The 21,893-nt window shown below is 37.1% G+C and carries 20 protein-coding genes, 6 pseudogenes and 1 riboswitch; of the genes and pseudogenes, 5 read left to right on the plus strand and 21 right to left on the minus strand.

Translation table 11 applies throughout. The features are described 5' to 3' along the window. Positions 1-27: 27 nt before the first annotated feature. Together STRIC_RS07570 and STRIC_RS07575 are read right to left on the minus strand one after the other, a co-directional pair. Positions 28-534 carry a QueT transporter family protein gene (locus STRIC_RS07570; protein WP_008088759.1) on the minus strand — a complete coding sequence of 169 codons (507 nt, stop codon included), beginning with the start codon at positions 532-534 and terminating at the stop codon, positions 28-30. Further along, positions 532-633, minus strand: a riboswitch (PreQ1 riboswitch). It overlaps the preceding gene by 3 nt. 155 nt (positions 634-788) lie before the next feature. Further along, positions 789-1,895 (minus strand): annotated as a pseudogene (locus STRIC_RS07575) (LPXTG cell wall anchor domain-containing protein); the annotation flags it as partial. 9 nt (positions 1,896-1,904) lie between these two features. Here STRIC_RS07575 and STRIC_RS07580 point away from each other — a divergent pair. Then, positions 1,905-2,927 (plus strand): annotated as a pseudogene (locus STRIC_RS07580) (IS30 family transposase). Positions 2,928-2,982: 55 nt separating this feature from the next. On the opposite strand, the pseudogene STRIC_RS07585 reads toward STRIC_RS07580, so the two are convergent. The 3 genes and pseudogenes from STRIC_RS07585 to STRIC_RS07600 all read right to left on the minus strand — a co-directional run. Further along, positions 2,983-4,472, minus strand: a pseudogene (locus tag STRIC_RS07585) (nuclease); the annotation flags it as partial. 19 nt (positions 4,473-4,491) lie between these two features. After that, positions 4,492-5,597, minus strand: a protein-coding gene (locus tag STRIC_RS07590) for an IS3 family transposase (protein WP_156033603.1) whose coding sequence is annotated in 2 segments (ribosomal slippage) — positions 4,492-5,321 and positions 5,321-5,597 — 1,107 coding nt in all. Because the reading frame shifts where the segments join, the coding sequence is not laid out codon by codon here. A gap of 162 nt (positions 5,598-5,759) precedes the next feature. Next, complete coding sequence (locus STRIC_RS07600) at positions 5,760-5,960, minus strand: hypothetical protein (protein WP_008089498.1); 201 nt, start codon at positions 5,958-5,960, stop codon at positions 5,760-5,762. Positions 5,961-6,103: 143 nt separating this feature from the next. Between STRIC_RS07600 and STRIC_RS07605 the strand changes: the two genes are divergently transcribed. Further along, a complete protein-coding gene (locus tag STRIC_RS07605; protein ID WP_008088535.1) occupies positions 6,104-6,967 on the plus strand; it encodes an IS982 family transposase in 864 nt (287 codons plus the stop codon). Between the two features lie 212 nt (positions 6,968-7,179). Here STRIC_RS07605 and eno read toward each other — a convergent pair whose 3' ends face one another. After that, positions 7,180-8,487, minus strand: coding sequence for a surface-displayed alpha-enolase (eno, locus tag STRIC_RS07610; RefSeq protein WP_008089274.1), 1,308 nt, complete (start codon positions 8,485-8,487; stop codon positions 7,180-7,182). Between the two features lie 218 nt (positions 8,488-8,705). Between eno and STRIC_RS07615 the strand changes: the two genes are divergently transcribed. Next, on the plus strand, positions 8,706-9,161 hold the full coding sequence (locus tag STRIC_RS07615; RefSeq protein ID WP_008089394.1) for a DUF1694 domain-containing protein: 456 nt from the start codon (positions 8,706-8,708) through the stop codon (positions 9,159-9,161). Positions 9,162-9,180: 19 nt separating this feature from the next. Here STRIC_RS07615 and serB read toward each other — a convergent pair whose 3' ends face one another. From serB to STRIC_RS07645, 6 genes and pseudogenes are all read right to left on the minus strand, one after another. Further along, positions 9,181-9,822: a phosphoserine phosphatase SerB gene (gene serB, locus STRIC_RS07620; protein WP_008089075.1), complete on the minus strand. Its 642-nt coding sequence runs from the start codon at positions 9,820-9,822 to the stop codon at positions 9,181-9,183. Between the two features lie 70 nt (positions 9,823-9,892). After that, the gene (gene ezrA / locus STRIC_RS07625) at positions 9,893-11,617 is read right to left on the minus strand and encodes a septation ring formation regulator EzrA (protein WP_008089172.1); all 1,725 of its coding nucleotides are present in this window, start codon (positions 11,615-11,617) and stop codon (positions 9,893-9,895) included. Between the two features lie 149 nt (positions 11,618-11,766). Beyond that, positions 11,767-13,719, minus strand: a complete 1,953-nt coding sequence (gene gyrB, locus STRIC_RS07630) for a DNA topoisomerase (ATP-hydrolyzing) subunit B (RefSeq protein ID WP_008089490.1) — start codon at positions 13,717-13,719, stop codon at positions 11,767-11,769. After that, a complete protein-coding gene (locus STRIC_RS07635; protein ID WP_008089514.1) occupies positions 13,720-14,280 on the minus strand; it encodes an HAD-IA family hydrolase in 561 nt (186 codons plus the stop codon). A 133-nt stretch (positions 14,281-14,413) separates the two neighbouring features. Continuing rightward, a pseudogene (locus STRIC_RS07640) lies at positions 14,414-15,587 on the minus strand (FtsW/RodA/SpoVE family cell cycle protein). Positions 15,588-15,809: 222 nt separating this feature from the next. Further along, the gene (locus STRIC_RS07645; RefSeq protein WP_008088687.1) at positions 15,810-15,989 is read right to left on the minus strand and encodes a competence regulator inhibitor paratox; all 180 of its coding nucleotides are present in this window, start codon (positions 15,987-15,989) and stop codon (positions 15,810-15,812) included. A 238-nt stretch (positions 15,990-16,227) separates the two neighbouring features. Here STRIC_RS07645 and STRIC_RS07650 point away from each other — a divergent pair, with 238 nt between their 5' ends. Together STRIC_RS07650 and STRIC_RS12975 are read left to right on the plus strand one after the other, a co-directional pair. Next, complete coding sequence (locus tag STRIC_RS07650; RefSeq protein WP_008089011.1) at positions 16,228-16,965, plus strand: DNA/RNA non-specific endonuclease; 738 nt, start codon at positions 16,228-16,230, stop codon at positions 16,963-16,965. A gap of 3 nt (positions 16,966-16,968) precedes the next feature. After that, positions 16,969-17,211 carry a DNA/RNA non-specific endonuclease gene (locus tag STRIC_RS12975; RefSeq protein ID WP_008088980.1) on the plus strand — a complete coding sequence of 81 codons (243 nt, stop codon included), beginning with the start codon at positions 16,969-16,971 and terminating at the stop codon, positions 17,209-17,211. Between the two features lie 61 nt (positions 17,212-17,272). On the opposite strand, the gene STRIC_RS07655 is transcribed toward STRIC_RS12975, so the two are convergent. From STRIC_RS07655 to STRIC_RS07695, 9 genes and pseudogenes are all read right to left on the minus strand, one after another. Continuing rightward, positions 17,273-17,473: a CsbD family protein gene (locus STRIC_RS07655; RefSeq protein ID WP_003058228.1), complete on the minus strand. Its 201-nt coding sequence runs from the start codon at positions 17,471-17,473 to the stop codon at positions 17,273-17,275. Positions 17,474-17,656: 183 nt separating this feature from the next. Continuing rightward, positions 17,657-18,593, minus strand: a pseudogene (locus tag STRIC_RS07660) (Abi family protein). Between the two features lie 332 nt (positions 18,594-18,925). Next, positions 18,926-19,678, minus strand: coding sequence for a CHAP domain-containing protein (locus STRIC_RS07665; RefSeq protein WP_008087535.1), 753 nt, complete (start codon positions 19,676-19,678; stop codon positions 18,926-18,928). 1 nt (position 19,679) lies between these two features. After that, positions 19,680-20,015: a phage holin gene (locus STRIC_RS07670; RefSeq protein WP_008089434.1), complete on the minus strand. Its 336-nt coding sequence runs from the start codon at positions 20,013-20,015 to the stop codon at positions 19,680-19,682. Position 20,016: 1 nt separating this feature from the next. Next, positions 20,017-20,337 carry a hypothetical protein gene (locus STRIC_RS07675; protein WP_008089517.1) on the minus strand — a complete coding sequence of 107 codons (321 nt, stop codon included), beginning with the start codon at positions 20,335-20,337 and terminating at the stop codon, positions 20,017-20,019. A 9-nt stretch (positions 20,338-20,346) separates the two neighbouring features. Further along, the gene (locus STRIC_RS12305) at positions 20,347-20,499 is read right to left on the minus strand and encodes a hypothetical protein (RefSeq protein ID WP_008087460.1); all 153 of its coding nucleotides are present in this window, start codon (positions 20,497-20,499) and stop codon (positions 20,347-20,349) included. 62 nt (positions 20,500-20,561) lie between these two features. After that, the gene (locus STRIC_RS12700) at positions 20,562-20,816 is read right to left on the minus strand and encodes a hypothetical protein (RefSeq protein ID WP_008089070.1); all 255 of its coding nucleotides are present in this window, start codon (positions 20,814-20,816) and stop codon (positions 20,562-20,564) included. Between the two features lie 149 nt (positions 20,817-20,965). Beyond that, positions 20,966-21,399 (minus strand): annotated as a pseudogene (locus STRIC_RS07690) (DUF1617 family protein). Positions 21,400-21,407: 8 nt separating this feature from the next. Beyond that, positions 21,408-21,893: gp58-like family protein (locus STRIC_RS07695; protein ID WP_008087428.1), on the minus strand; the 486-nt coding region annotated here is incomplete at its 5' end.

Here is a 21,893-nt window from a genome sequence, read left to right on the forward strand (position 1 = left end):
CTACCTGATAGAGTAGACCCTGTTGTTTTATTGACTAAGATTAATTCGCTTGGATAATTTATCAATAATAACGGAGCCGATAAGTAAGGAAGCTAGCTCACCAACTGCTGTAGTCATCCAAGTTAGGAAAAAAGGTGCTCCAAAGAAATACAGTTCAATAGCGACTGTTACCATTGAAATTGAAAAAAAGATGGAAAAATACAGAAAAGCTTTATTAAATAGGCTATTTAAAAGATAGACAGTTTTATATTTTTCAAATAATAAGACACCTAAGGTTACAAAAAGAAGGGTAGAGCCTCCACCAACAAAAACGTCTATCAAACCAAAACTGTAAAAATTACTAATCATACAACCAATGGTAACAGCAATGATATACTTTTTATGATAAAAGGCTAAAAAGTTCATCATCTCTGAAACCCTAAATTGATACATGCCATAAGAAATAGCATTTAAGGGCGGTGTAATCGTTAGTACCACATATAAAGCAGCAACTAAAGCAATATGAACATGGTCACGGACAGTTAAGGTTTTCATTGGTATCTCTCCTTTGGTGTCATTTTTTACGCGTATAATATGCTTGGTGAAAGGAACTAAGCACCAAGGATTGCTAGGCAACTTCTTCATTCTAGCACAATTTGTCAAAATTTCAAGTCTCTTTTTTCTTCTGTAAATTAGAAAAAGACAAGTAAGTCTTATCTGCTTTTCCTTGCAGACAGCTTACTTGTCTTTTCATTTTTGCCTACTAATGACCATCATGAACCCGTTTGAAGTTAATGATAGTTACCTAATTAGTCTAACTCTTTACGTTTAGACAATACACCGAAAACTGATAGAAGCGTAGCCATTCCAAATAGATTCATCACGAAAGCAGATTTTTCACCTGTTTTAGGAAGCGCTCTTGAAGATGTCGCAGCTACTACAGTTGCTTTTTTAGTAGAAAGTTGTTGAGGCATATTTCCTTTAGCAGCTTCTTTAGGACCATTAATCACCTTATCATCTTTGATAGTAGTATCTTTAGCAAATGACAATTGAACAAGCAATGGATCATGGTCAGAAGCACGACCATGAGCTTCCATAAATGGTGAGTTGACATGAATCATATCAAATTCATAACGTCCTAAAAGGTTGTTAGACACTAAAAGATTATCAAGTGTTTGGTTATTACCTTGGTAGAAATATGAATAACGATCTGAAAGCTCATGACGACTGACTAAGTTAGCCATGTTACCTTCTTCAATCAAAGCAATAGTCTTTGTAAATTCAAAGTCATTAAAGTCACCTAACATTTTAGCAAGTACATGACGTCTTTCTTCTGATTTGAATGTCACAGGCTGTATGCGTCCGTAAAGAGCGTTATCTCCACGTTTTGAGTTCAAATGGTTAGCAATGACAACTACCTTATTTCCTTGGAAGATAAATTCAGCTGCTAATGATTTTCTGACATCTTTCCATGCAGCATTAGTTGGAGCAATACGACCAAGGCTCATATTAAGCTCACCATTTTCCCATGCTACCGCATCATTTGCGCCACCTCTTGGTTTATCTGATAGACTGACACGTGATGGTTGGTAAAGGAAACCTGTACGAATATTACCACCTGGCTGGCCACCATCCACATTATTTTCTGGAGCAATATCAACATACACATAAGTTGGTCCGCCAAGAGCTTTAATCGCATCAATGAGACGTTGTGCACTTTGACTTGCATCTGTTGTGCCATCATCTTTTGGTCCATTATTATCTTGAACTTCAATTAATCCAATAATGTCTGGTGAATTCAAGTCATGGATGAAGGAATTCGCAATTCGTTTTACTTTCCCGCGTTGTAAAATGAAGTGCAACAAAAAAGACATGTTCGTCTGATATACTAGAATTCCCCAATTCAGTATGGAAAGCAGATGAACATGTCCAACATTAATTCTACCAGAAAATCATCCTATTCTCATCTTTCAGCCACAGAACGGGGTGAAATTGCTGCTTATCTTAAAATGGGAAAGAAACCCGCTGAGATTGCTCGACTCTTGGGTCGTCACCGTTCTACAATCTGCCGAGAAATAAACGTGGTTCAGTAGAACAGGTAAAGGATAAGAATGGAAAACAAACCTTCTTACAACGCCTATTTCGCTGATAGTGGGCAACGTGTCTATGAAACCAATCGTCAAAAGAGTTCTTATCTCAAGTTGAATGACTGCTCCGCTAGGTTCATTGAACAATTAGAATCTGCCTTGACGGCTAACATTCGTCTCCATAGTGTGGATAGTTTTGTTCAGACTTACAAAGTGAACCATCCTGAAGAAGTCGTCCCCTCTACCAAAACGATTTATCGTTATATCAAAGAGGGGGTATTAGCTATTAAACCAATCGATTTGCCTAAGATGGTTAGTATCAGAAAACGTTCTAAGAAAGTCATGAAGACGAATAAGAAGACTTTAGGTAAATCTATCGAAGAACGTCCAGAATATATTAATGATCGTTCTGAATTTGGGCATTGGGAGATTGATTTGGTTCTCGGCAAGAAAACCAAAGGTGAAGCTGTTATGTTGACTTTGGTAGAGCGCCAGACACGCTATGCACTAGGAGTTAAGCTAGAAGACAAGCAGTCCCAAACCATTAACCGTGCTGTCACGCATCTCATCAGTCAGTATCCTATTGCATCCATCACAGCGGATAATGGTTCTGAGTTTAGTTTACTCTCAAACTTAGAAGCTGTTGAAGTTTACTTTGCACATCCCTATTCTTCACATGAGAGAGGAAAAAACGAGAACTTCAATGGCCTCCTCAGAGAATATGTCCCTAAAGGAGTCTCACTTAATCCACTAACCTCTGAAGAACTTGACAATTATATTACTGCCATCAATGAGCGCCCAAGACGACTTCTTCAATATCAATCCTCAAAATTCCTGTTTGAGCTATCCCGAACAGCTTAACATCTGGAACTCTAGTTATCTATGAACTGGTTGTACTTGACTTGACAACTTGCGTTCGTTTTACTTTTTCATCTTTAGTTGATTTTTTATCAGCTGAGAAGTTTTCAATATTGTAAGAAGCAATGCTCAACTTATTGAAATCTTTAACAATATGTGTTTTTTCAGGCTGTAATTGTCCATCTTGGAATTTTGGTAACTTGGTATCATCAACAAAAACCTTATAATTTCCAAAGCTATAGGATACAGGTCCAGCAAGTCTACCAGTAAAATAATCTCCAGCTTTTATCGTTTGTTTACCTTTTTTAAATAGAATTGGAATGATATCTGTATTGTAAACACTTGGTTGTAATAAGACTCCACCAGAATTGGTTAAAGTACGATTTGAAGTGCCTGGCAGAACATAGATTTCACTATGCTTCATCGGTCCAACAGCTTTAGCATTATCAACCGCCACTAACATTCCTTCCATTGACTCCCAGAAATCAATAGCATCTTCTTGAGGGTCAAAAAGCGATAAGCCATTGTTATCAATGATATCTTTTGGAGCTAAACGATCTTTACCTAGCACAAGTGCGCTGGAACAGCGGCTTGACCAGTTTTCGTGATTTTATTTGCTTTAATCTGTGTGATTGTAAGATCAGTTTGTTTTCTTTCCTCATAACCTTTACCAAAGAACTCTTCAACTGTTCCTGTAATGGTTAAAACGTCTCCTACTTTAACATTGAAATTCTTAGCAAAAATACGAATACCATCTGATGTGACTAGGTTATTATCAGCTTTCAAATCTTGAACGTAAAAATGAATCTTGTCATCAAGGTAAGTCACAACCACTTCTTTTACAGTAACAGATTGATTAACTAGCGGAGAAACGTGTCCTTCTCCTTGGATTTGACCGATTTTGACGACTTGATTTTCCGGTGTCACTTCTTCTTTTCGAACCGCTTGCTTGACAATTTCAAATTGTTCCAAGCTAAATGGTTTAAGTTGACGTTTGCCTTCAAACATTGAATGGATAGCTGTTAAGTTAATAAAATCACCTTCATTGACTTTGGTCATCAAATCAGAGGTTTTAATTCCTGTGCGATTATCCAATCGAACGGCCACGTGATTGCCAGAAGCATCGGTGACTTTAAAAGAAGAGGTTTCATATTGTTCAGACTTAATTTTACCAACTGTTACATTAGAAAGCTTGACTAAAGTAGCTTGTTTTGTATTCTCAAGTTCTGGGATAGTTGTTTCTACTACTGGTGCTGCGACGTCGCCTGAGATTTTTTTAGAGGCTGTAATGTCCTTAAGCTGAAGCTCACCCTTATACTGTGTTAAAGTTCCTGTAAGCTCAACCACATCACCCATTTTAAAGCCAAGGTCTTTTTTATTAGGGTAAATGTAAAGTCCTGAACCGCTATTATCTTGGATATAAAATCCTTTTCCACCCCAACCGTCTACAGGACTAATGATTTTGCCATAGACTGTGTAAGCTTGTTTTTCTGGACTTTTTCTAACTTCCTCAATTGGTTGAAAAGGCAACACTTTTCTGTACAACATTTATAAAGTGCTTTTTTCTTTAAGCAATTAATCTCCATGTCATGGGTGTCTGGTAGTTGAGACTGCCATGAATGCGATGGTAATTCCACCAGTGCCCATAATCTTTCGTTTTAAGGATTAATTCTTCCAGTGACTGAAAGGTTTCTTGATGAATAAATTCAATTTTGAAAGCGCGATAGGTGCTCTCAGCTACCGCATTGTCATAGGGACAGCCTGCTTGGCTTAGAGAACGATTGATTCCAAAAGCTTCCAACATGTCATCAATCAGCTGATTATCAAACTCCTTCCCACGATCAGAATGGAAGATCTTGACCTTGGTCAGAGCGTAAGGGATGCTCTGAATCGCTTGTTTAACCAATTCGGCGGTCTTATGCCAACCAACTGACAAACCGATGATTTCACGATTGAAGAGATCAATAATCAAGCAAACATAAGCCCAGCTATTACCGACACGAACGTAGGTTAAGTCTGTTACTAAAGCATTTAGAGGCTTTTCTTGATGAAATTGTCTGGCTAAGTGATTAGGAATAGCTGCCACATTCTTCCCTTTTGAATGTGGCTTGAAGGCTGCTTTCTGATAAACGGATACTAAGTTGAGTTTGTGCATGATGCGACGAATCCGACGACGAGACAGCTGGATGCCTTCATTTTCCAAACATTTCTTGATTTTCCTAGCCCCGTATCTGGCCTTACTTTCGAGAAAAATAGCTTTGATATTTTCTTCAAGTTCCGCTTCAGAGACTGGTTTAACAGCCTTGTAGTAATAGCTAGAACGAGGAATGTTCAACCAACGACACATGGCTGAAATGCTATATTTGTCTTTATTAGCAGTGATTACTTCTCTTTTCGTGCCATAATCACCGCCGCTTGCTTTAGGATATCTAACTGCATTTCGAGTTCTTTATTACGCTTTCGGAGTTCAATCAGTTCACGCTGCTCATCTGTAAGATTATCAATAGTTTTAAAGGAACCAGTTGTTTTAGCCTGACGTACCCACTTATCGAAGGTTGATGGGGTTAACTCATATTCTTTGATAAGCTCACTTCGTTTCATCCCTGCATTGTGAAGGTCAACGATTTGTTGCTTAAAGTCATCGGTGAAGTGGCGACGTATTTTTCTAGACATAATATTCTCCTATTTTCTTTAGTGTAGAACACTTTATAAATTCTGTCTAGTTTAGTGTAACCTATTCAGGTTTACTATCAGCGCTAACTGCTGGCATTTCAGGAGTCGCTACAGGCTCCGAAGCAACAGAAGCATCCGTAAGGTCTGAATCACTGGTAGCATTCATAGGTTCCATAGTTTTTCCGTATCAACTACAGTTGTCGGAATACTTGAGCTATCTGTTACCAATTCTGGAGCAGAGTTAGTCACTTCTGCTGCATACACTACTTGACTCTGATTTTGGTTTGATGCGTCTTCTAAAACTGCTGGAACAGCAACCAAAGCCAATAATGAGGCATAAGTGAAAAATTTCCTATTCAACATAAAAACTCCTTTCGCATCATGCGATTTATTACATGCTTATTGTAACAGAAACTTTACCCGTGGTGTTAGTTAATCTCAAAATACAATAAAAAGCCCAAAAGGACTATACTGTAAGTGCCTACACAAACAGGAGGTTAGTCCAAATGAGCCACTTACAGTATACAGCTAAATCCCATCACTTACAATGGAATATGCGTCAATTATCAAAAATTTGTTCTCAGTTTTATCAAGATTATTGTCCGGAAGACTTCAAACACCGTCGCAACGTCTGTCTGTCCAAAGTTTCAGACCAATCTCTTCTAGTTTTACTGCTATTACAAGCTGAACTAGGTATTAAATCACAACGTCACTTTTATAGGATTTGTCAGCTATTTCCCTGCGGTACATTACTAGAAAGAAGTCGCTTTAATAGGCGTGCAAGACAGTTGATTTGGCTGGTTCAAGTGATTCGTCAGGCAATGAACACTCAAATTTCTCCCAATACCATTGTTATTATAGACAGCTTTCCTTTGCCACTTTGTCAATCTATTCGTAACCACAGGGTCAGACTTTTCAATGGGATAGCTAATATTGGTTACACCGCCTCTAAACATATGTGGTTTTACGGTTTTAAGGTTCACATGCTAGTGACCTTATCAGGCTACATTCTGAATTATGTTGTCAGCCCAGCCTCTGTTCATGATATTAAGGCAGTTTACGAGTTGCTAGAAAGGTGTGAACAATCCGTCATTTTAGCAGACTTAGGTTACCTTAACCGTGAGCTGAAAGATGAGTTGAAGCAAAATGGCTATCACCTCTGGACTCCCTTGCGTCAAAATATGGAAGGGGCTAAACAGCATAATCATTGGAAACTAATGGCTATGAGACGAACCATTGAGACTAGATTTTCAGAACTTTGTTCCCTTTTTGATATGGAACGAACACTGGATAGGGGCATGACAGGGCTGCAATTGAGGATTGAACAAATCATACTAGCTTACAATTTGAGATATTTTGAAATTAACTAGCACCATGGGTATATTTTAAATTTTTTATCGTCTGACACGACATTTCTCACTATATTATTTCACTAAGATAGAGCTCTAGTCAAGTCTAGAAAGTATTTTTTATTGACTTGTCTCTTTAATAACTGACGACTGTAAAAACAAAAAAACATTCTAGGATAACTTTCTAGAATGTTTTAGAATCAATATTTCTTGACCTTTAATGAATAATCAGATTATTTTTTAAGGTTGTAGAAAGATTTAAGACCTTTGTATTGTGCAACTTCACCAAGTTGATCTTCGATGCGAAGTAATTGGTTGTATTTAGCAATACGGTCTGTACGTGATAATGAACCAGTTTTGATTTGTCCAGCGTTAGTTGCAACTGCGATATCAGCGATTGTTGAATCTTCAGTTTCACCTGAACGGTGTGATACAACAGCAGTATAACCAGCTTCTTTAGCCATTTCGATAGCTTCAAAAGTTTCAGTCAATGTACCAATTTGGTTAACTTTGATAAGGATTGAGTTAGCAGCGTTTTCTTTGATACCACGAGCAAGGTATTCAGTGTTTGTAACGAAGAAGTCGTCACCAACTAATTGAACACGTTTGCCTAGGCGTTCAGTAAGAACTTTCCAACCATCCCAGTCATTTTCATCCATACCATCTTCGATTGTGATGATTGGATATTTGTTAACTAATTCTTCAAGGTAATCAACTTGTTCTGCAGAAGTACGAACTGCAGCGCCTTCACCTTCAAATTTAGTGTAATCGTAAACTTTACGCTCTTTGTCGTAGAATTCTGATGATGCACAGTCAAAACCGATCATAATACCGTTTTCGCCAGCTTCATATCCTGCAGCTTCGATAGCTTTAAGGATAGTTTCTACACCATCTTCAGTTCCATCAAATTTAGGAGCGAATCCACCTTCGTCACCAACAGCAGTAACAAGACCACGTTCTTTAAGGATTTTCTTAAGTGCGTGGAAAACTTCAGCACCCCAACGAAGACCTTCTTTAAAAGTAGGTGCTCCTACAGGCATGATCATAAACTCTTGGAATGCAATTGGAGCATCTGAGTGAGATCCACCATTGATGATGTTCATCATAGGAGTTGGAAGAACTTTAGTATTGAAACCGCCAAGGTAAGTGTAAAGTGGCACTTCTAAGTAATCTGCAGCAGCACGAGCAACAGCGATTGATACACCAAGAATAGCGTTTGCACCAAGTTTACCTTTGTTAGGAGTACCGTCAAGAGCGATCATTGCGCGGTCAATAGCTTGTTGATCGCGAACATCGTAACCAATGATTGCTTCAGCGATAATGTTATTAACGTTATCAACTGCTTTTTGAGTACCTAGACCAAGGTAACGAGATTTGTCGCCATCACGGAGTTCAACAGCTTCATGTTCACCAGTTGAAGCACCTGAAGGAACCATACCACGTCCGAAAGCACCTGATTCAGTATAAACTTCTACTTCAAGTGTTGGGTTACCGCGTGAGTCAAGGACTTCGCGAGCGTATACATCAGTAATAATTGACATTGTAATACTCTCCTTATGAGTTTTAATATTTTACATGTTAATAATACCACAAACTAATGGTTTAGGCAAATTAAAAAGCAATTTTATGAAAGGGACAAAGCGCTTTCAAGAGATTTTTTCTTTCTTTTCGTTTATTTGCTGAAAACTTTCAAACAGCTGACTGTTGGTCTTTTTTTAAACAAACAGGTATAATGAGAATACAAGGAAGGGAGATTAATATGGAAAACTTAGATGAGAAATTACTACAAGCTGCCTTAGGAGAAAAGCGTTTTAGTCCCGATCAACAACGTCATTACTTAGGCACTTTTTCAGAAAGAATGGTTTTATCTGTACTATTAGAAGATGGCAGCAAATCACAAGTAATGGATTATATCAGCAATCAAATCGCAAGCCTAAAAGACATCTACGACTCCCTAGCCGTTAAAATCGCTTCCCACTTAGATTCACAAGCCCAAATGTTCTACATGAAGCTTGCCAAAGAACATGGACTTTTGGCAACCATTGTAGAAGAAAAAGCTAGCACATCTCCTTTTGCTTTAATCATTCATAGCAATCACGCTGTTGACCGAGAAGAAACAGATGTCTCTACACTACTAAAAAATATGGACACCCTTAAAGACCCCCATGAAAACGCTCGCCAAAACTCATCTTTTTGGAGCAAATTATTTAAATAATAGCTTGTTTAACCTTCAGCTAAAAACCTTGTGATGCCATAATGCTAATTAATTGATAGAGATCCTGATGCTTTATTTGGTGCAAGACCTCTTTTTGTACCACTTCTTTTGCACAAAAGCCAACACCCAAGCCAGCACCTTTTAGCATAAGAAGGTCATTAGCGCCATCTCCAATAGCAATCGTTCTTGATAAGTCAATTTCATGTCTATTTGCCCATTTTTTTAGAGTAGCTAGCTTTTCTTGAGCATCAATAATATCACCAATTAATCGTCCTGTTAGCATGCCATTTTCAACCTCTAGATGATTGGCTCGAACAAGTTCAATTGACAAGTCCTGGGCAAGGGAATCAACAAGTTCATGAAAGCCTCCTGATATGACACCGATCTGATAACCTTCAGATTTTAGTTTATTTATGAGTTTTCTAGCTCCTCTATTTAAATGGATACCTTTCTTGATTGACTCAATTTCTTCTATAGGTAAGCCTTTTAATAAAGCTACCCGCTCTTTTAAAGAAGCTCTAAAATCAATTCGACCAGACATGGCAGCTTCCGTAATCTCTTTCATTTTTGAGGAAGCTCCTACTTTTTCACCCAAAAAGTCTATAACTTCTTCTTTAATTAAAGTAGAGTCAACATCAATAACGACAAGTCCTTTAAACATCACTTTACTCCTACCAGTTTGAATAAGTATTATAAAATAAAAAAGTTTGAGTTAATAGCTCAAACTTTTTTTAAAAACGAATGCGTTCACGTGTTTTTTCGTAAGAATTAACAAATCGATCTGTCACACCAGGTTCAACAGTTTCCAAAGCATATGAGATTTCATCAAAAGATGCTTGATAATCATTATCCACTTCAAATAATCTCAAGGCATGTTCAAAGCTATTTTGAACAGCAGCTTCAAATGAACGGTATCGGTTTGAATACTGTAATAACTGCTCTGTTAAAGTAGCATTTTGCACCACTTGATAAGTTAATTCTTCTAAATTGGCAATAGCTGCTGTAGCAACCTCAGACAAACGAGAAACAGCCTCAATATTAATACGACCACGACTCAATTCATCCATTAAAGCTTCCAACTGAGAGCTTGTCGTAAAGAAAGCACTGAGAAAATCTTGAGGAATTCCTGGAAGATTTCTTTTTTCCATATAACGCTTAATCATATGAAGCTGAGTGACATAAATTTCCAAGTTCTGACGAGCATGTGACTCAATTTTCTCGATATCTTTAACTGCCTCAAAGACTTCAATCTGACCTGCTTCAACAGAAGCCAGAGTTTTAAGGCTACGCTCAAAAATCACTTGCAAATCAGAAAATGGCTTTTCTTGATTTTTAAACGTTTGAGCAATTTCCAAAACATTCTCTTCAATATCATTAATATCTTTGTCAAAAGCTTTAACATTCAAGCCTTCGTTTTCACTCAAGACATATTTATGAGATAAACGAGAAATTTCAGATTTAAGTTGTTGATTATTGCGTTTAGCATGAGCTAGGTATTGTGGCAAGATTTTGCTATTTTTAGAAGCTTCCTTAAAAGCTGCAATTTCACGTTCAAAAACTTCATATAATGAATCAATGCGTTCTTGAATGTGAGTATTTTCTTCCCTAGCGCGGTCTAAATCTAAGGTTACTAACTCAGAAGAGTTTGCTCGGATAGACTCACGAATTTCTTGAAAACGTGCTTCAATATTCTTTTCAGGGAAGTGATAGTTTTCTTCCAATAGACGACGATAACCAGATTCTAAATCATCCAACTGATCAGGGAAATCATCTTCTAACTTAGCCACAATGGCTGGTATCTGTTCTGTGATTTGTCCTAATGCAATTGTGTGTTCTTCTGCTTTATCTAGAACTTCTGAAGCTTCAATAGGATCCCCAGATGAATTCAGTGCGACGAATTGTGAAAATTCAGTTTCGATATTTTTCATCTGTTTGTCGATTTCAGCCCTGGTAGAACCAAAATTATCTTCATTTTCTGAAATCGAATCTTGCAACTTCTCGTACAAATCCAAAGCATGTGTCACACGTGCACTATTTTTTTCTTCTTGTTCTTTAAGAATACTCAAAGCTTCACGAATCGCAGTAATATCTTCTTCAACTAGATTTAACTGACTTTCAACACTATTAATTTCATGTTTAGCACGGATAAAATTAAAGGTGTCGTTTAAATTTTCAGCTTCAAAGATATAGTTTTCAATATCAGCAAAAGAATTTAAGGTTAAATCAACCCACTTTTGATTCCACTCACGAAAGGATGTCTGACTTTGACCAATCAAATGAAGTCCTTTAACTTCTTCGATTTCATCGTTAACCGGTAGGGCAAATAAAGCTTGTTTTCTTTCCTCTAGACTGGTAATTAACGAATCATTACGCTTACGTATAATAACACCTACTAGATAGGCGATAATCACTAGTAGGACTATAGCCACAATCAGCAAGATAATTCCGCTTGACATCTTAATCTCCTTATTATTCAATACGATTTTCGACTACTGCTTCATTCAAAACTGTCAGTCAGTCATCGCCTTTTATTAAATTTTATCAAAAATACACTATAACGTTACGATTATAACATACTTCTAGATGCTTTTCAAAACATATTTCGTTATATGTCAAGCGTACTATAGACCGCATTTTCTTCAATAAACTCACGTCTTGGCTCAACCTTATCACCCATCAACATGTCAAATACTCTATCTGCTTCAGCAGCATCATCCACTGTGACACGAGCCATTAAACGGTTATCTGGATCCATGGTTGTTTCCCAAAGTTGATGGTCATCCATTTCTCCCAAACCTTTATAACGTTGGACTGATGGTTTTGAGCGTCCTTGACTATATTTAGCTAATGCTGCTTTCAATTGATCTTCTTGCTCAACACCAGGTTGAATGTATTCTTTGATTTCGCTACCGACTTTAACCCCATAAATAGGTGGTTGTGCAATATAAACATAACCGGCCTCTAGAACAGGTCTCATAAAGCGGTAAATCAGAGTCAGAAGCAAGGTTCTAATATGAGCACCATCCACATCGGCATCGGTCATAATAACTAATTTTTGATAACGTGCTTTAGAAACATCAAATTCAGCTCCAAAGCCAGTTCCCATAGCAGTAAAAAGACTTCTAATTTCTTCATTAGCTAAAATCTTATCCATGGTTGCTTTTTCAACGTTTAGGATTTTTCCTCGAATAGGTAAAATCGCTTGAAACTCACGGTTACGTCCAGATTTAGCTGATCCACCGGCAGAATCTCCCTCAACGATGAAAAGTTCATTTTGACTCGCATCATTTGATGAACAGTCTGCTAATTTTCCAGGTAAGTTTGAAATTTCAAGACCTGATTTTTTACGTGTTACCTCGCGTGCTCTTTTCGCCGCAATTCTGGCTTTAGAAGCTAAAATTCCTTTTTCAACAATTTTACGAGCAACTTGTGGATTCTCCATCAAGAAGCGATGAAAGGCATCACTAAACAAGCGATTTGTAATCTTAACCACTTCTGAGTTGCCCAATTTTGTTTTGGTTTGACCTTCAAATTGAGGATTTGGATGCTTAACAGAAATTACCGCAGTCAAGCCTTCACGAACGTCTTCTCCGGTAAGATTATCTTCGTTTTCTTTTAAAATCTTATTTTTCTTAGCATAATCATTAATCACACGCGTAAGAGCAGTACGGAAACCTTGCTCGTGGGTTCCGCCTTCATGGGTGTGAATGTTATTGGCAAAACTCATGACTGTTTCTTGATAGCTAGTTGTGTATTGCATGGCTACTTCAACTGCAATACCTTCTAATTCACCATCTGTATAAATTGGTGTTTCAAAGATAACATCTTTTTTATCATTTAAAAATTCAACATAAGAACCAATCCCACCTTCATAATGGAAATGTTCTTCTTTTTCGCTACCAGAGCGCTTATCTGTAATTGAAATTTTTAAACCACGATTTAAGAAGGCTAACTCTTGAATACGCTTAGCTAGAACACTGTAATCAAAATCAGTCGTTTCTGTAAAAATTTCTGGATCTGGAGTAAAATGAACAGTTGTTCCTGTCACATCAGTGCTTCCAATGATAGCCAAATCATCCACTACAACACCGCGCTTAAACTCTTGGTAATGAATTTGCCCATTTTTATAAACACGCACATCTAGCTGTGTTGATAAAGCATTAACAACAGATGAACCAACCCCATGAAGGCCACCTGATACTTTATAGCCGCCACCTCCAAATTTACCCCCTGCGTGTAAGACTGTAAAAACCGTTTCCACGGCAGGACGGCCTGTTTTAGCTTGAATATCAACAGGGATTCCACGGCCATCATCAATAACAGTAATGGAATTATCTTCCTCAATAAAGACTTGGATATGACTAGCAAAACCAGCTAGGGCTTCATCGATAGAGTTGTCTACAATCTCCCAAACTAAGTGATGTAAGCCTTCTTTCGCGGTTGATCCAATATACATACCGGGACGCATACGTACAGCTTCTAATCCCTCAAGAACTTGAATTTGACTAGCGTCATATTCCTTTGCTTTATCTACTGCATTTTTCTTTTCTTCAATCATCTAATTTACTATCTCCAATAGGGATTTGCTACCATCAACAAGCAAGGTATCAAATCCTGCTGCTTGTCCTGCTTGTCTATCGATATCCCGGTCACCGATAACTAAGCCACTACTAATATCATATTTGTTTTTTAAGTAAAGCAAGCTCTCAGGGTTTGGTTTACGTGCAAAACCATTAGAAGCCGTAATCACCTCACAAAAATAAGTCAGAAGCTCTGCTTGACTTAAGAGACTGATGACTTGCTGATCTCGATGAGATACCAAAAAATTACGAGAGCCTGATGCGGTAATCTTTTCCAAAATCTCTTTTGCACCACGACTCCAAATTGGTTCTTCTAATTTTTTAGCCTCATTTTGCTTGTAATAGTGTAAAAACTGAGGCTCATTTGGTGCAAAATTTGCTATAGCAAAAGCTGTTGACCGTTTTAAACTTTGATAAACCGCATCATGATCTCCAGAGAGATTAAAAATAGCTAATGTTTCAACAAAGGCTTGGGTCGAGATCTCATAATTATCAAGTAAGGTCCCACCTAAATCCCAAATATAATCGTAATAATTCATACCCTTTATTATATCATATTTTCCCTATTCTTTACAGTTTTTTAGGTAAAATAAAAAGGCAAATTAGCTAACCAAGTGCTACCTTGATTCACCATTTACCTTCTTATTTTTTTAAAGCAATTCAATTCTCATTTTAGGATTTACGACTCAAATAGTGTTGGTAATGCATTGATAAAATCAGTCCCACACCAATCATATTAGATATCAATGATGAACCACCTTGAGAAATAAAAGGAAGAGGGATACCCGTTAGAGGCAAGAGTCCAAGCGCTGCACCAATATTTTCAAAAACATGGAAGAGAATCATCATAATGAAACCTGTAGAAATATAGGTGTAAAATAAATTATTGGATTCAAAAGTCACCTTAATCATGCGATAAATTAACAAAAGATACAATGCCAAAACTATGGCAGAACCTATAAAACCTGTATTTTCAGCAATAACTGTAAAAATCATATCACTTTCTCTTACCGGAACAGGCAAGTCTATCATATTAAAGCCTTTTCCAAAAAAGCCTCCACTCCCAATTGAAATCATACTTTGAGTTTGTTGGTATGCGATTGTCTCAGAAAAGTCAAAGGGGGTTAGCCAGGCCGAAATGCGATTTAACTGATAAGTGTTGACTCCCCATTTTAAAAGTAATTCTTTCTTCTGGAATCAAAAAGACTAACAAGAGAATGCCTACCAAAAGAAGAAAAAACAGGAGAATTGGTAGAATAATCCACCATGAAATGCCTGAAATTAAAACCATCCCTGCCAAGATAGCCACAAACACAAGAGCTGTTCCAAAGTCTTTTTGCAAAGCTAACAAAATCATAACCGGTAGGCTTAATAAAAGATAAAGTCCCAGTAATTTCCAATCGTCTTTAAATTGTGTTCGTTCTTTTTTTCGCTGAAACCAAACCGTTAGCCGAGCCATAGCTAAGATATAAGCAATTTTCATAAATTCTGAAGGCTGAAAAAGGGTCATTGACCCAACAGTAATCCAATTTTTTGATCCTGTTGCAGCATATAGCTGAGGACTGTAAAAGATTAAAGGCAGAACCATCAAAGCAAGTCCCAATATATAAAAGAAAGGTGTCAAGGTCCATAAAAATCGCTTGTTAAATAGCATCAAAAGAAAGGCAAACAGAATTCCGACCAATATCCAAATGACTTGTTGAAATATTACTGGGACCACATTTTGTGAAAAATCATGGCTAACAGCGACAAAAATAGACAATAGTCCAATCAGTAACAAGAAAGAAACCGGTAAGATGATGGCATAATCAATACTTCCTTTAGCTGATTTGTTTTGACCGAGCATGTTTACCTTCTTTCTAGTAAATTTCTTAGGGTAAGTCCGCCTAAAATGAAAAAAGAGCCTTTCTGGCTTTTTCAGTTGACCATAATGACCCCTGCCGGAATCTACTACTATTGTACACAATAGTTCACAATAGTTCAAGTGTTGATTTAAAAGGTAATTATTATAGTAAAAAGTTTAAAATAGTTTCATTTTTAATCCGTTTTGCCCCTTTTTTGCACCCTTTCACCTCAATTCCATCAGCACTGCTTCTGCTATTTCTTCAGTCAAAATTTCCCACGGTCTCACAGGCTCACCAGCCAACACATAATCAAAAATCTGTCTGTTCTTGCGCACAATCGCTACTGTATCACCTACGATATATCCGTCATCAATAGCTTGCTTAAATTCGTCGTATGTTAGCATAAATACCCTCCTTATCTTATTATTCGTATTTTACAGGAAATAATATAATTAAATTTAAAGCTTATTTAAAATTAAATAACATCTATTTTATGACAAACTAAATTATTAACTATTAACGAATATTAGATAAAAAGAAAATTTAGTATACTGTTGGTTATAAATTAATTTTATTAATTTCATATGTTTTTAATTTAAAATGGTATACTTAATCTGTAAATAACAAAAGGAGGACATGGATATGTCTAAAAAGCTTAGAAACTCTCTCGCCAGAATAGTTGTTGCAGCATTTGCAGCACTTACTGTGATAACAATTCCTACTTATCATCACAATATAGTCTTAGCTGAAACAATCTCAGCAAATCAAACTTATGGTGAATATAAAGACTATTATACTGTAATTGGTGAGTCAAACATTGATCAATCTGCTTTCCCTAAGATATATAAGACAACCGAGAGAGTCTATAAGGGACAAGGTACAAGCGAGAGAAGAGTAACTGTATCTGATGTAGTTTATAACCCATTAGATGGCTATAAACGTTCAACAGGCGCCTACGGCGTTGTCACAAAAGATATGATTGACATGTCTAAAGGATATCGTGAAAAATGGGAAACCAATCCTGAACCAAGCGGTTGGTTCAGATTTTATAACAGAGCCGATAATGAAGAAATTAGTGAGAAAGAATATGATTCAAGACGTACTAAGTCATATAAGGTTACAAACAATGTACCTGTAGTGTTAACAACATTAAAAGGTAAAAAATACAACAGTCATTTATTTGTACGTAGCCATCTCTTTGCCGATAGTCTGGGAGGAAAGTCCATACGGAAAAATGCTATTACTGGAACTCAAATGCAAAATGTAGGAACACGTAAAGGTGGGATGCAATATATTGAGAAAAAAGTTTTAAGCCATGTCACTAAGAATCCTGATGTTTACGTATTCTACAGTGCTATTCCTGAATATCAAGGTACTTAATTATTGCCAAGATCAGTTTTAGTATCTGCTTTATCTTCCGATGGAGTAATTAATGAAACTGTTCGTGTTTTCAACACCGCTGATGGATTTAATATTAATTATGAAAAAGGTGGACTCTTAACAGAGAGTCCTGTAAGTGAAATTGATAATATTGAAGATTCCACAACAGACGAAATAGAAAATTCTGTGGATGATTCAGAAGAAATAGTTTATAACGATACTACTACCGAAGAAGAAGTAAACTAAGATTTCATCAAATTGAGATAACAAACAACCACCCAGAAATTAATCTGAGCGGTTGTTTTTTTTATTTCAGTTTTTCTTTGACAGCATCTACTGCCCCTTCAACTGCTTCTTTAGCATCATCTGCTAGTTCTTTACCTTTGGCAATTGTTTTTTCAACAAATCCTTTTGCCTCTAACTCTTTATCACCAGTTAGCTTTCCTGCACCTTCTTTAAGGCTACCTGAAGCTTGTTCAACTTTTGCTTTTAGTTTTTCTTCTGACATAGTGTTCCTCCTTTATTTTATTCTATGGTAACACTTTGAGCATTTATAAGCAAACAAAAAAACCAGCCGTAAGGGCTGGAAAAAATAGCTTTTATGAAAGCTTTAGGATTATGAATATATATTAGCACACAACAAATAAAAAAGCAAGAGCCGCTAGTGTCAGGCGATTCTTGCTAAGAATTTCTATTTTTTTGAATTTGTAAAAGCAGTACACTTTATCCCATTAATCATTGCTTTAACAGAATCATAATCTTTAAAACCTAAAAGTTTTGCCCTACTATCATCTTCTTTACTAAAGAGCCTTCAAACTAGACTGTATGTTTCTCCATTGATATTTGGAATTAATAGTATTTACAAGATAGACTACAATAGCAATAATAACGGATAACTTATTAGAAGGTTTAGTCACGTTATGTTTAATTATTACTGTATCAATATAATTTCTCCATTCTGAACGAAGTTTAGGCTTTGTTGTGATTTGAATATCCAGTACATTTGAATTATGAGCACATACATTTCTTATGAAATTCAAGCATTTAAGCCACGAAACAAGTTCTTCTGGTGTACAACTGTAATATTGACAAATCTGTTTAATGTTCTTCTCGCTCATGATTGTTAAGATTGAAACGATGTCACCAAACATCAATAAATCAATAGCAAGCCACACTGTTGGGAATCCATCTGGATCAAGGTTAATTGATTTTTGTAACTCAGTTAGTTGAGATTTTCTTACAGTATTCAATAAATTCTTTTTAATCCTAAATTGTCTTTTTTCAATATCATATTTTGTAAACTTATTCCTATTAGCCCATGAAGAGAAATTTAAATATCCAAATGCTCCGTATCTATCCCCCAAAACAAAAGAAATTTTTGTTTTAATAGACACTTCAATTTTTTCAATAGCGTGCAGTAGATAGATTCTTAAGTTTTTATCCTGATAATATCTTGCCAAAACTTCTGCAAACTCAATATTATCATATAAAATATCTTGCTCCTCACCATCTTGTCGCTTTATTTCAAGTGGTTTTGCAAATTCTTTAATTCTATAATAACTGATGTGTTTGATTTTCTCTACATCATCAGCTTTAACAATTAATCCACGTTTTTCAAATAGCCTAATTTGATCTTACCATGTCAAAGCTAAAGGTTGTTTCATAACTCTCCTAACGATATAAAAAAAGCCCCATATCAGAACGTATCTGCCTTTAAAGGAATGGGGGGGTTGTCTTGTTAAGATAATTATACTTTTTTTAAAAATAATGTCAAGACACAAGGTCGTGTCTTGAAACTTATAAATTCAAGCGAACACAACATATTGAATGATTGTATATAAAAATACATTTTTTAACACAATATATTGTAAAAATTTTGTTGCATTCACTATTAATAACAAAAATAGCCCCCAGCATATGCTGAAGGCTTATTTCGTCTTATTTTAAGGAGCTTTACCTCCTATCTAAAAGTACCAAAATTAGTGACACGTCTGCCATTTTGTGAGTTACCGACCGCGACATATCGTCTAACACCAGTAACGCTGACATATGTTACCCAAATATAGCCGTCTGAGTCAATCCAACCATCATAGTTAAATTCCATATTTTCGCCATAAGTTGCCACAACTTCTGCATCTAAACGAGGTGCTGAGCGAACATTTAAAGCTGCCACACGTACGGTAAATGTTCCAGTTTCAGGATTAGCTACATAATTACCATCTGACTGTGCAACCACTGGAGCACTTGGCTCTGGTTGTTTTGTTGGTGTGCTATCGTAAGGAGGATAAAACCATCCTAAAATATAGCCAGTGCCATCTTCAAATGGGCGGTCAACATATCGAGCTGGACCACCGATGTAAAGGGCATCTGCGTTACCATCAACGTTTTGCTCGATATTGTGCAAAATATAGCCGTCTGACGTCACGATAACTAACCCAGTATGACCATAGCCGTGAGCATAAGTTACCATCACAAAGATAGCCCCAGCTCGTGTATTAACTCCAGGAGCATTATAGACCACTTCCATCCCTTGGGCAGCTGCACTATCTAGTAAGTCGATAGCGTTTCCCCACAGAGCAATGCCAAAGTATTTCGTTGTAATCCAGTTAGACAAGTCCACGCACTGCGTACCGTAAACATTATCGAGATCAACCCCTTGGCCAGTATCTGCTAATCCCTTGGCAAAGGATAAGACTTCATCTAAAGTTGCCATATTATTGCTCCTTTCGCCATTCAGCGTGCATGCGTTTAACCGCCGCTTCAATGTACATTTCTAAATCTTCATTGGATAGGGTGACGTTGTGCTTAGACAACTCGCTTTGCATGCTTATTTTTGCTTCTGTGAGTTTTTCAATGCCTTTGATGTCTTTATCATAAGCAATCTGTTCAACTGCTTCAACAGCGTTTTTTGCGACGATTTCAGCGATTTTAACAGCTTTTTCGCCACCTTTTTTAAGCAGATAATCTTTGACCAACTTGACTACAATACCTGCAAAGATAGTCAAGATTGATAGAGATGACCCTGTGATAATATTAGTGATTTCTTGCATTTTATTTCTCCTTTGTCTCTAATACAGTTAAGCGGATGTCGTGTGCATCGAGTCTCCCCTCGTGCACCTCAATGTCTTTTCGCATCTCAGCACGCTCTTTTGTAGCGGTGTTGAGATTGTAGTTTAGGTCTTTGATGGCATCAGTTAGAGGATTTACTGTATCTGTCAATAATTTGTTATTTTCTGCTTCTAACCGCTCAGCCAATCGGCTGTCTGGCTCGATGACAAGCTTTTCGTAAATCCAAATCATAGCACCACCAATGAGGGCAAGGGCACTAATAGCCGTCCCAAGCTCTTTTAGTTGTACTAAAAAGTCGTGCATCTAGTCACCTCACTCTGCCTTTTTGTCAACTTTTTGGCTAAGCAGCTCCATCACACAATCACGTAAATTAAATAGCTTCGGCACTTGTTCAAACTCACAGATGCCGTCACGAACACGACGATACCATACGTCAACGATTAAATAGTCTGTTGTAAATGTCATAGTCATTTCTCCTTGTTTTAACAGTTCAAATAGGGTCACAATAGTGTTTAAGGTGCGTTCCATCACTCTTTACCAGCAACTTCAGGCATCGTTAGTCCAGCTAAGCTTGACGTTACCAACTCAGTCAATTCGACGACAGCTTTATCAACCTTAGCTTGATTATCCTTAATAGCCTGTTCCCCTTTTGCTTGCATGGCTGCCATTTGCTTATCGTATTCCTTGACTTTTTCGTTAAGGATTTCAACTTTTTGCACCGATTCTGCCACAGCGTACTCAGTCACATACTCACGCACAAAAGCTTTCAAAGCCATATCCATTAAGTCATCTGCTCCTTAGCTGTCTGGTCACCAATTAATCAACAGGGATAAATAGGCCACCATCACCAACTAGTCGCACTTCTGTTTTAGTAATTTTGCCCTCTTCATAGATAGGATATGGTTTTCCTGATAGTTGTAATGTTTTCATCTTATTCTCCTTTTTTACTTTCTTCAAATTGTTCTAAAACGTTGTCAATTAAGACAATTTCGCTAGCTGTAAACTCATCTTCTGACTCTGCTAGATTACTCTAAAAAATACAATAAATCGCTTAGAGTACTCATGGCCTTTAATAGTGATAAGCTCTTCCCCAAGCTCTGTGAGCAGGTCGTTAAGCTCGTCAATTTTTGTCGGGTCTGCTAGCTTGATGTTTTTGCGCTCATCGATGACAAACTTGCCATCTTTGTCTTTGGCCGCATACAGATTAATAAGGTCACCCTCATCCTTGGCATACTCTTTGATTTTATCGACCACTTTTGCCAATAATTTAGCACGTCCACGATTGGCACGCATATTAGTGACCTTGATTTTGTCTAGTACACTATAAAGTGTGTTTAATTCTTTGTTTTTTAGTGTTAAATCCATGTTTTCTCCTATAGCCCGTTTCCATGGGCGTTATACTCTCTGATAATTGCGCTGGTGGTATCGGAGTTAAAACTCCACGCTGTGTTATTGGCATGTAACCAACACCTCCACAAGGCCTCAACTGATGCATACAAATCATTCATATCAAGCACTTTTTTCATTTTGTCTGGTCTAAATTTAAATCCTCTATTGATGTTAAAGTCATCTGTAATCAAGACATTATCACCGTATAGCTCGGTTTGGTCGACTGCAGCAGTATGGTCATAGCCTGTAGCATACCTAAACGACCTCAAACCCGCAAAACGACCAGACGAGGCCGAATTAACACCATCACCAGATGAGGTGATACCAATAGAGGCATATAGTGCCGAACCAGTATAGCCTTTTGGCGTCGCATTACTAAAGTGGACAAAGGCAGTGTGTGTACCGTCTTTACGTACCAGAGCGTTATCCCTGCTGTTAAAGTTGATGGTGGCATTACTGTTAAAATCCAT

It is taken from the genome of Streptococcus ictaluri 707-05 (genome assembly GCF_000188015.2).
Lineage (GTDB): Bacteria > Bacillota > Bacilli > Lactobacillales > Streptococcaceae > Streptococcus > Streptococcus ictaluri.

What these genes read in the sequence shown, in the direction of transcription:
- STRIC_RS07600 (WP_008089498.1), bottom strand. Translation starts at nt 5,960, where the DNA reads ATGTTGAATAGGAAATTTTTCACTTATGCCTCATTATTGGCTTTGGTT.
- STRIC_RS07615 (WP_008089394.1), top strand. Translation starts at nt 8,706, where the DNA reads ATGGAAAACTTAGATGAGAAATTACTACAAGCTGCCTTAGGAGAAAAG.
- STRIC_RS12700 (WP_008089070.1), bottom strand. Translation starts at nt 20,816, where the DNA reads ATGGATATGGCTTTGAAAGCTTTTGTGCGTGAGTATGTGACTGAGTAC.
- ezrA (WP_008089172.1), bottom strand. Translation starts at nt 11,617, where the DNA reads ATGTCAAGCGGAATTATCTTGCTGATTGTGGCTATAGTCCTACTAGTG.
- gyrB (WP_008089490.1), bottom strand. Translation starts at nt 13,719, where the DNA reads ATGATTGAAGAAAAGAAAAATGCAGTAGATAAAGCAAAGGAATATGAC.
- STRIC_RS07675 (WP_008089517.1), bottom strand. Translation starts at nt 20,337, where the DNA reads ATGCACGACTTTTTAGTACAACTAAAAGAGCTTGGGACGGCTATTAGT.
- STRIC_RS12305 (WP_008087460.1), bottom strand. Translation starts at nt 20,499, where the DNA reads ATGACATTTACAACAGACTATTTAATCGTTGACGTATGGTATCGTCGT.
- STRIC_RS07665 (WP_008087535.1), bottom strand. Translation starts at nt 19,678, where the DNA reads ATGGCAACTTTAGATGAAGTCTTATCCTTTGCCAAGGGATTAGCAGAT.
- STRIC_RS07650 (WP_008089011.1), top strand. Translation starts at nt 16,228, where the DNA reads ATGTCTAAAAAGCTTAGAAACTCTCTCGCCAGAATAGTTGTTGCAGCA.
- eno (WP_008089274.1), bottom strand. Translation starts at nt 8,487, where the DNA reads ATGTCAATTATTACTGATGTATACGCTCGCGAAGTCCTTGACTCACGC.
- serB (WP_008089075.1), bottom strand. Translation starts at nt 9,822, where the DNA reads ATGTTTAAAGGACTTGTCGTTATTGATGTTGACTCTACTTTAATTAAA.
- STRIC_RS07570 (WP_008088759.1), bottom strand. Translation starts at nt 534, where the DNA reads ATGAAAACCTTAACTGTCCGTGACCATGTTCATATTGCTTTAGTTGCT.
- STRIC_RS07605 (WP_008088535.1), top strand. Translation starts at nt 6,104, where the DNA reads ATGAGCCACTTACAGTATACAGCTAAATCCCATCACTTACAATGGAAT.
- STRIC_RS07635 (WP_008089514.1), bottom strand. Translation starts at nt 14,280, where the DNA reads ATGAATTATTACGATTATATTTGGGATTTAGGTGGGACCTTACTTGAT.
- STRIC_RS07655 (WP_003058228.1), bottom strand. Translation starts at nt 17,473, where the DNA reads ATGTCAGAAGAAAAACTAAAAGCAAAAGTTGAACAAGCTTCAGGTAGC.
- STRIC_RS07645 (WP_008088687.1), bottom strand. Translation starts at nt 15,989, where the DNA reads ATGCTAACATACGACGAATTTAAGCAAGCTATTGATGACGGATATATC.
- STRIC_RS07670 (WP_008089434.1), bottom strand. Translation starts at nt 20,015, where the DNA reads ATGCAAGAAATCACTAATATTATCACAGGGTCATCTCTATCAATCTTG.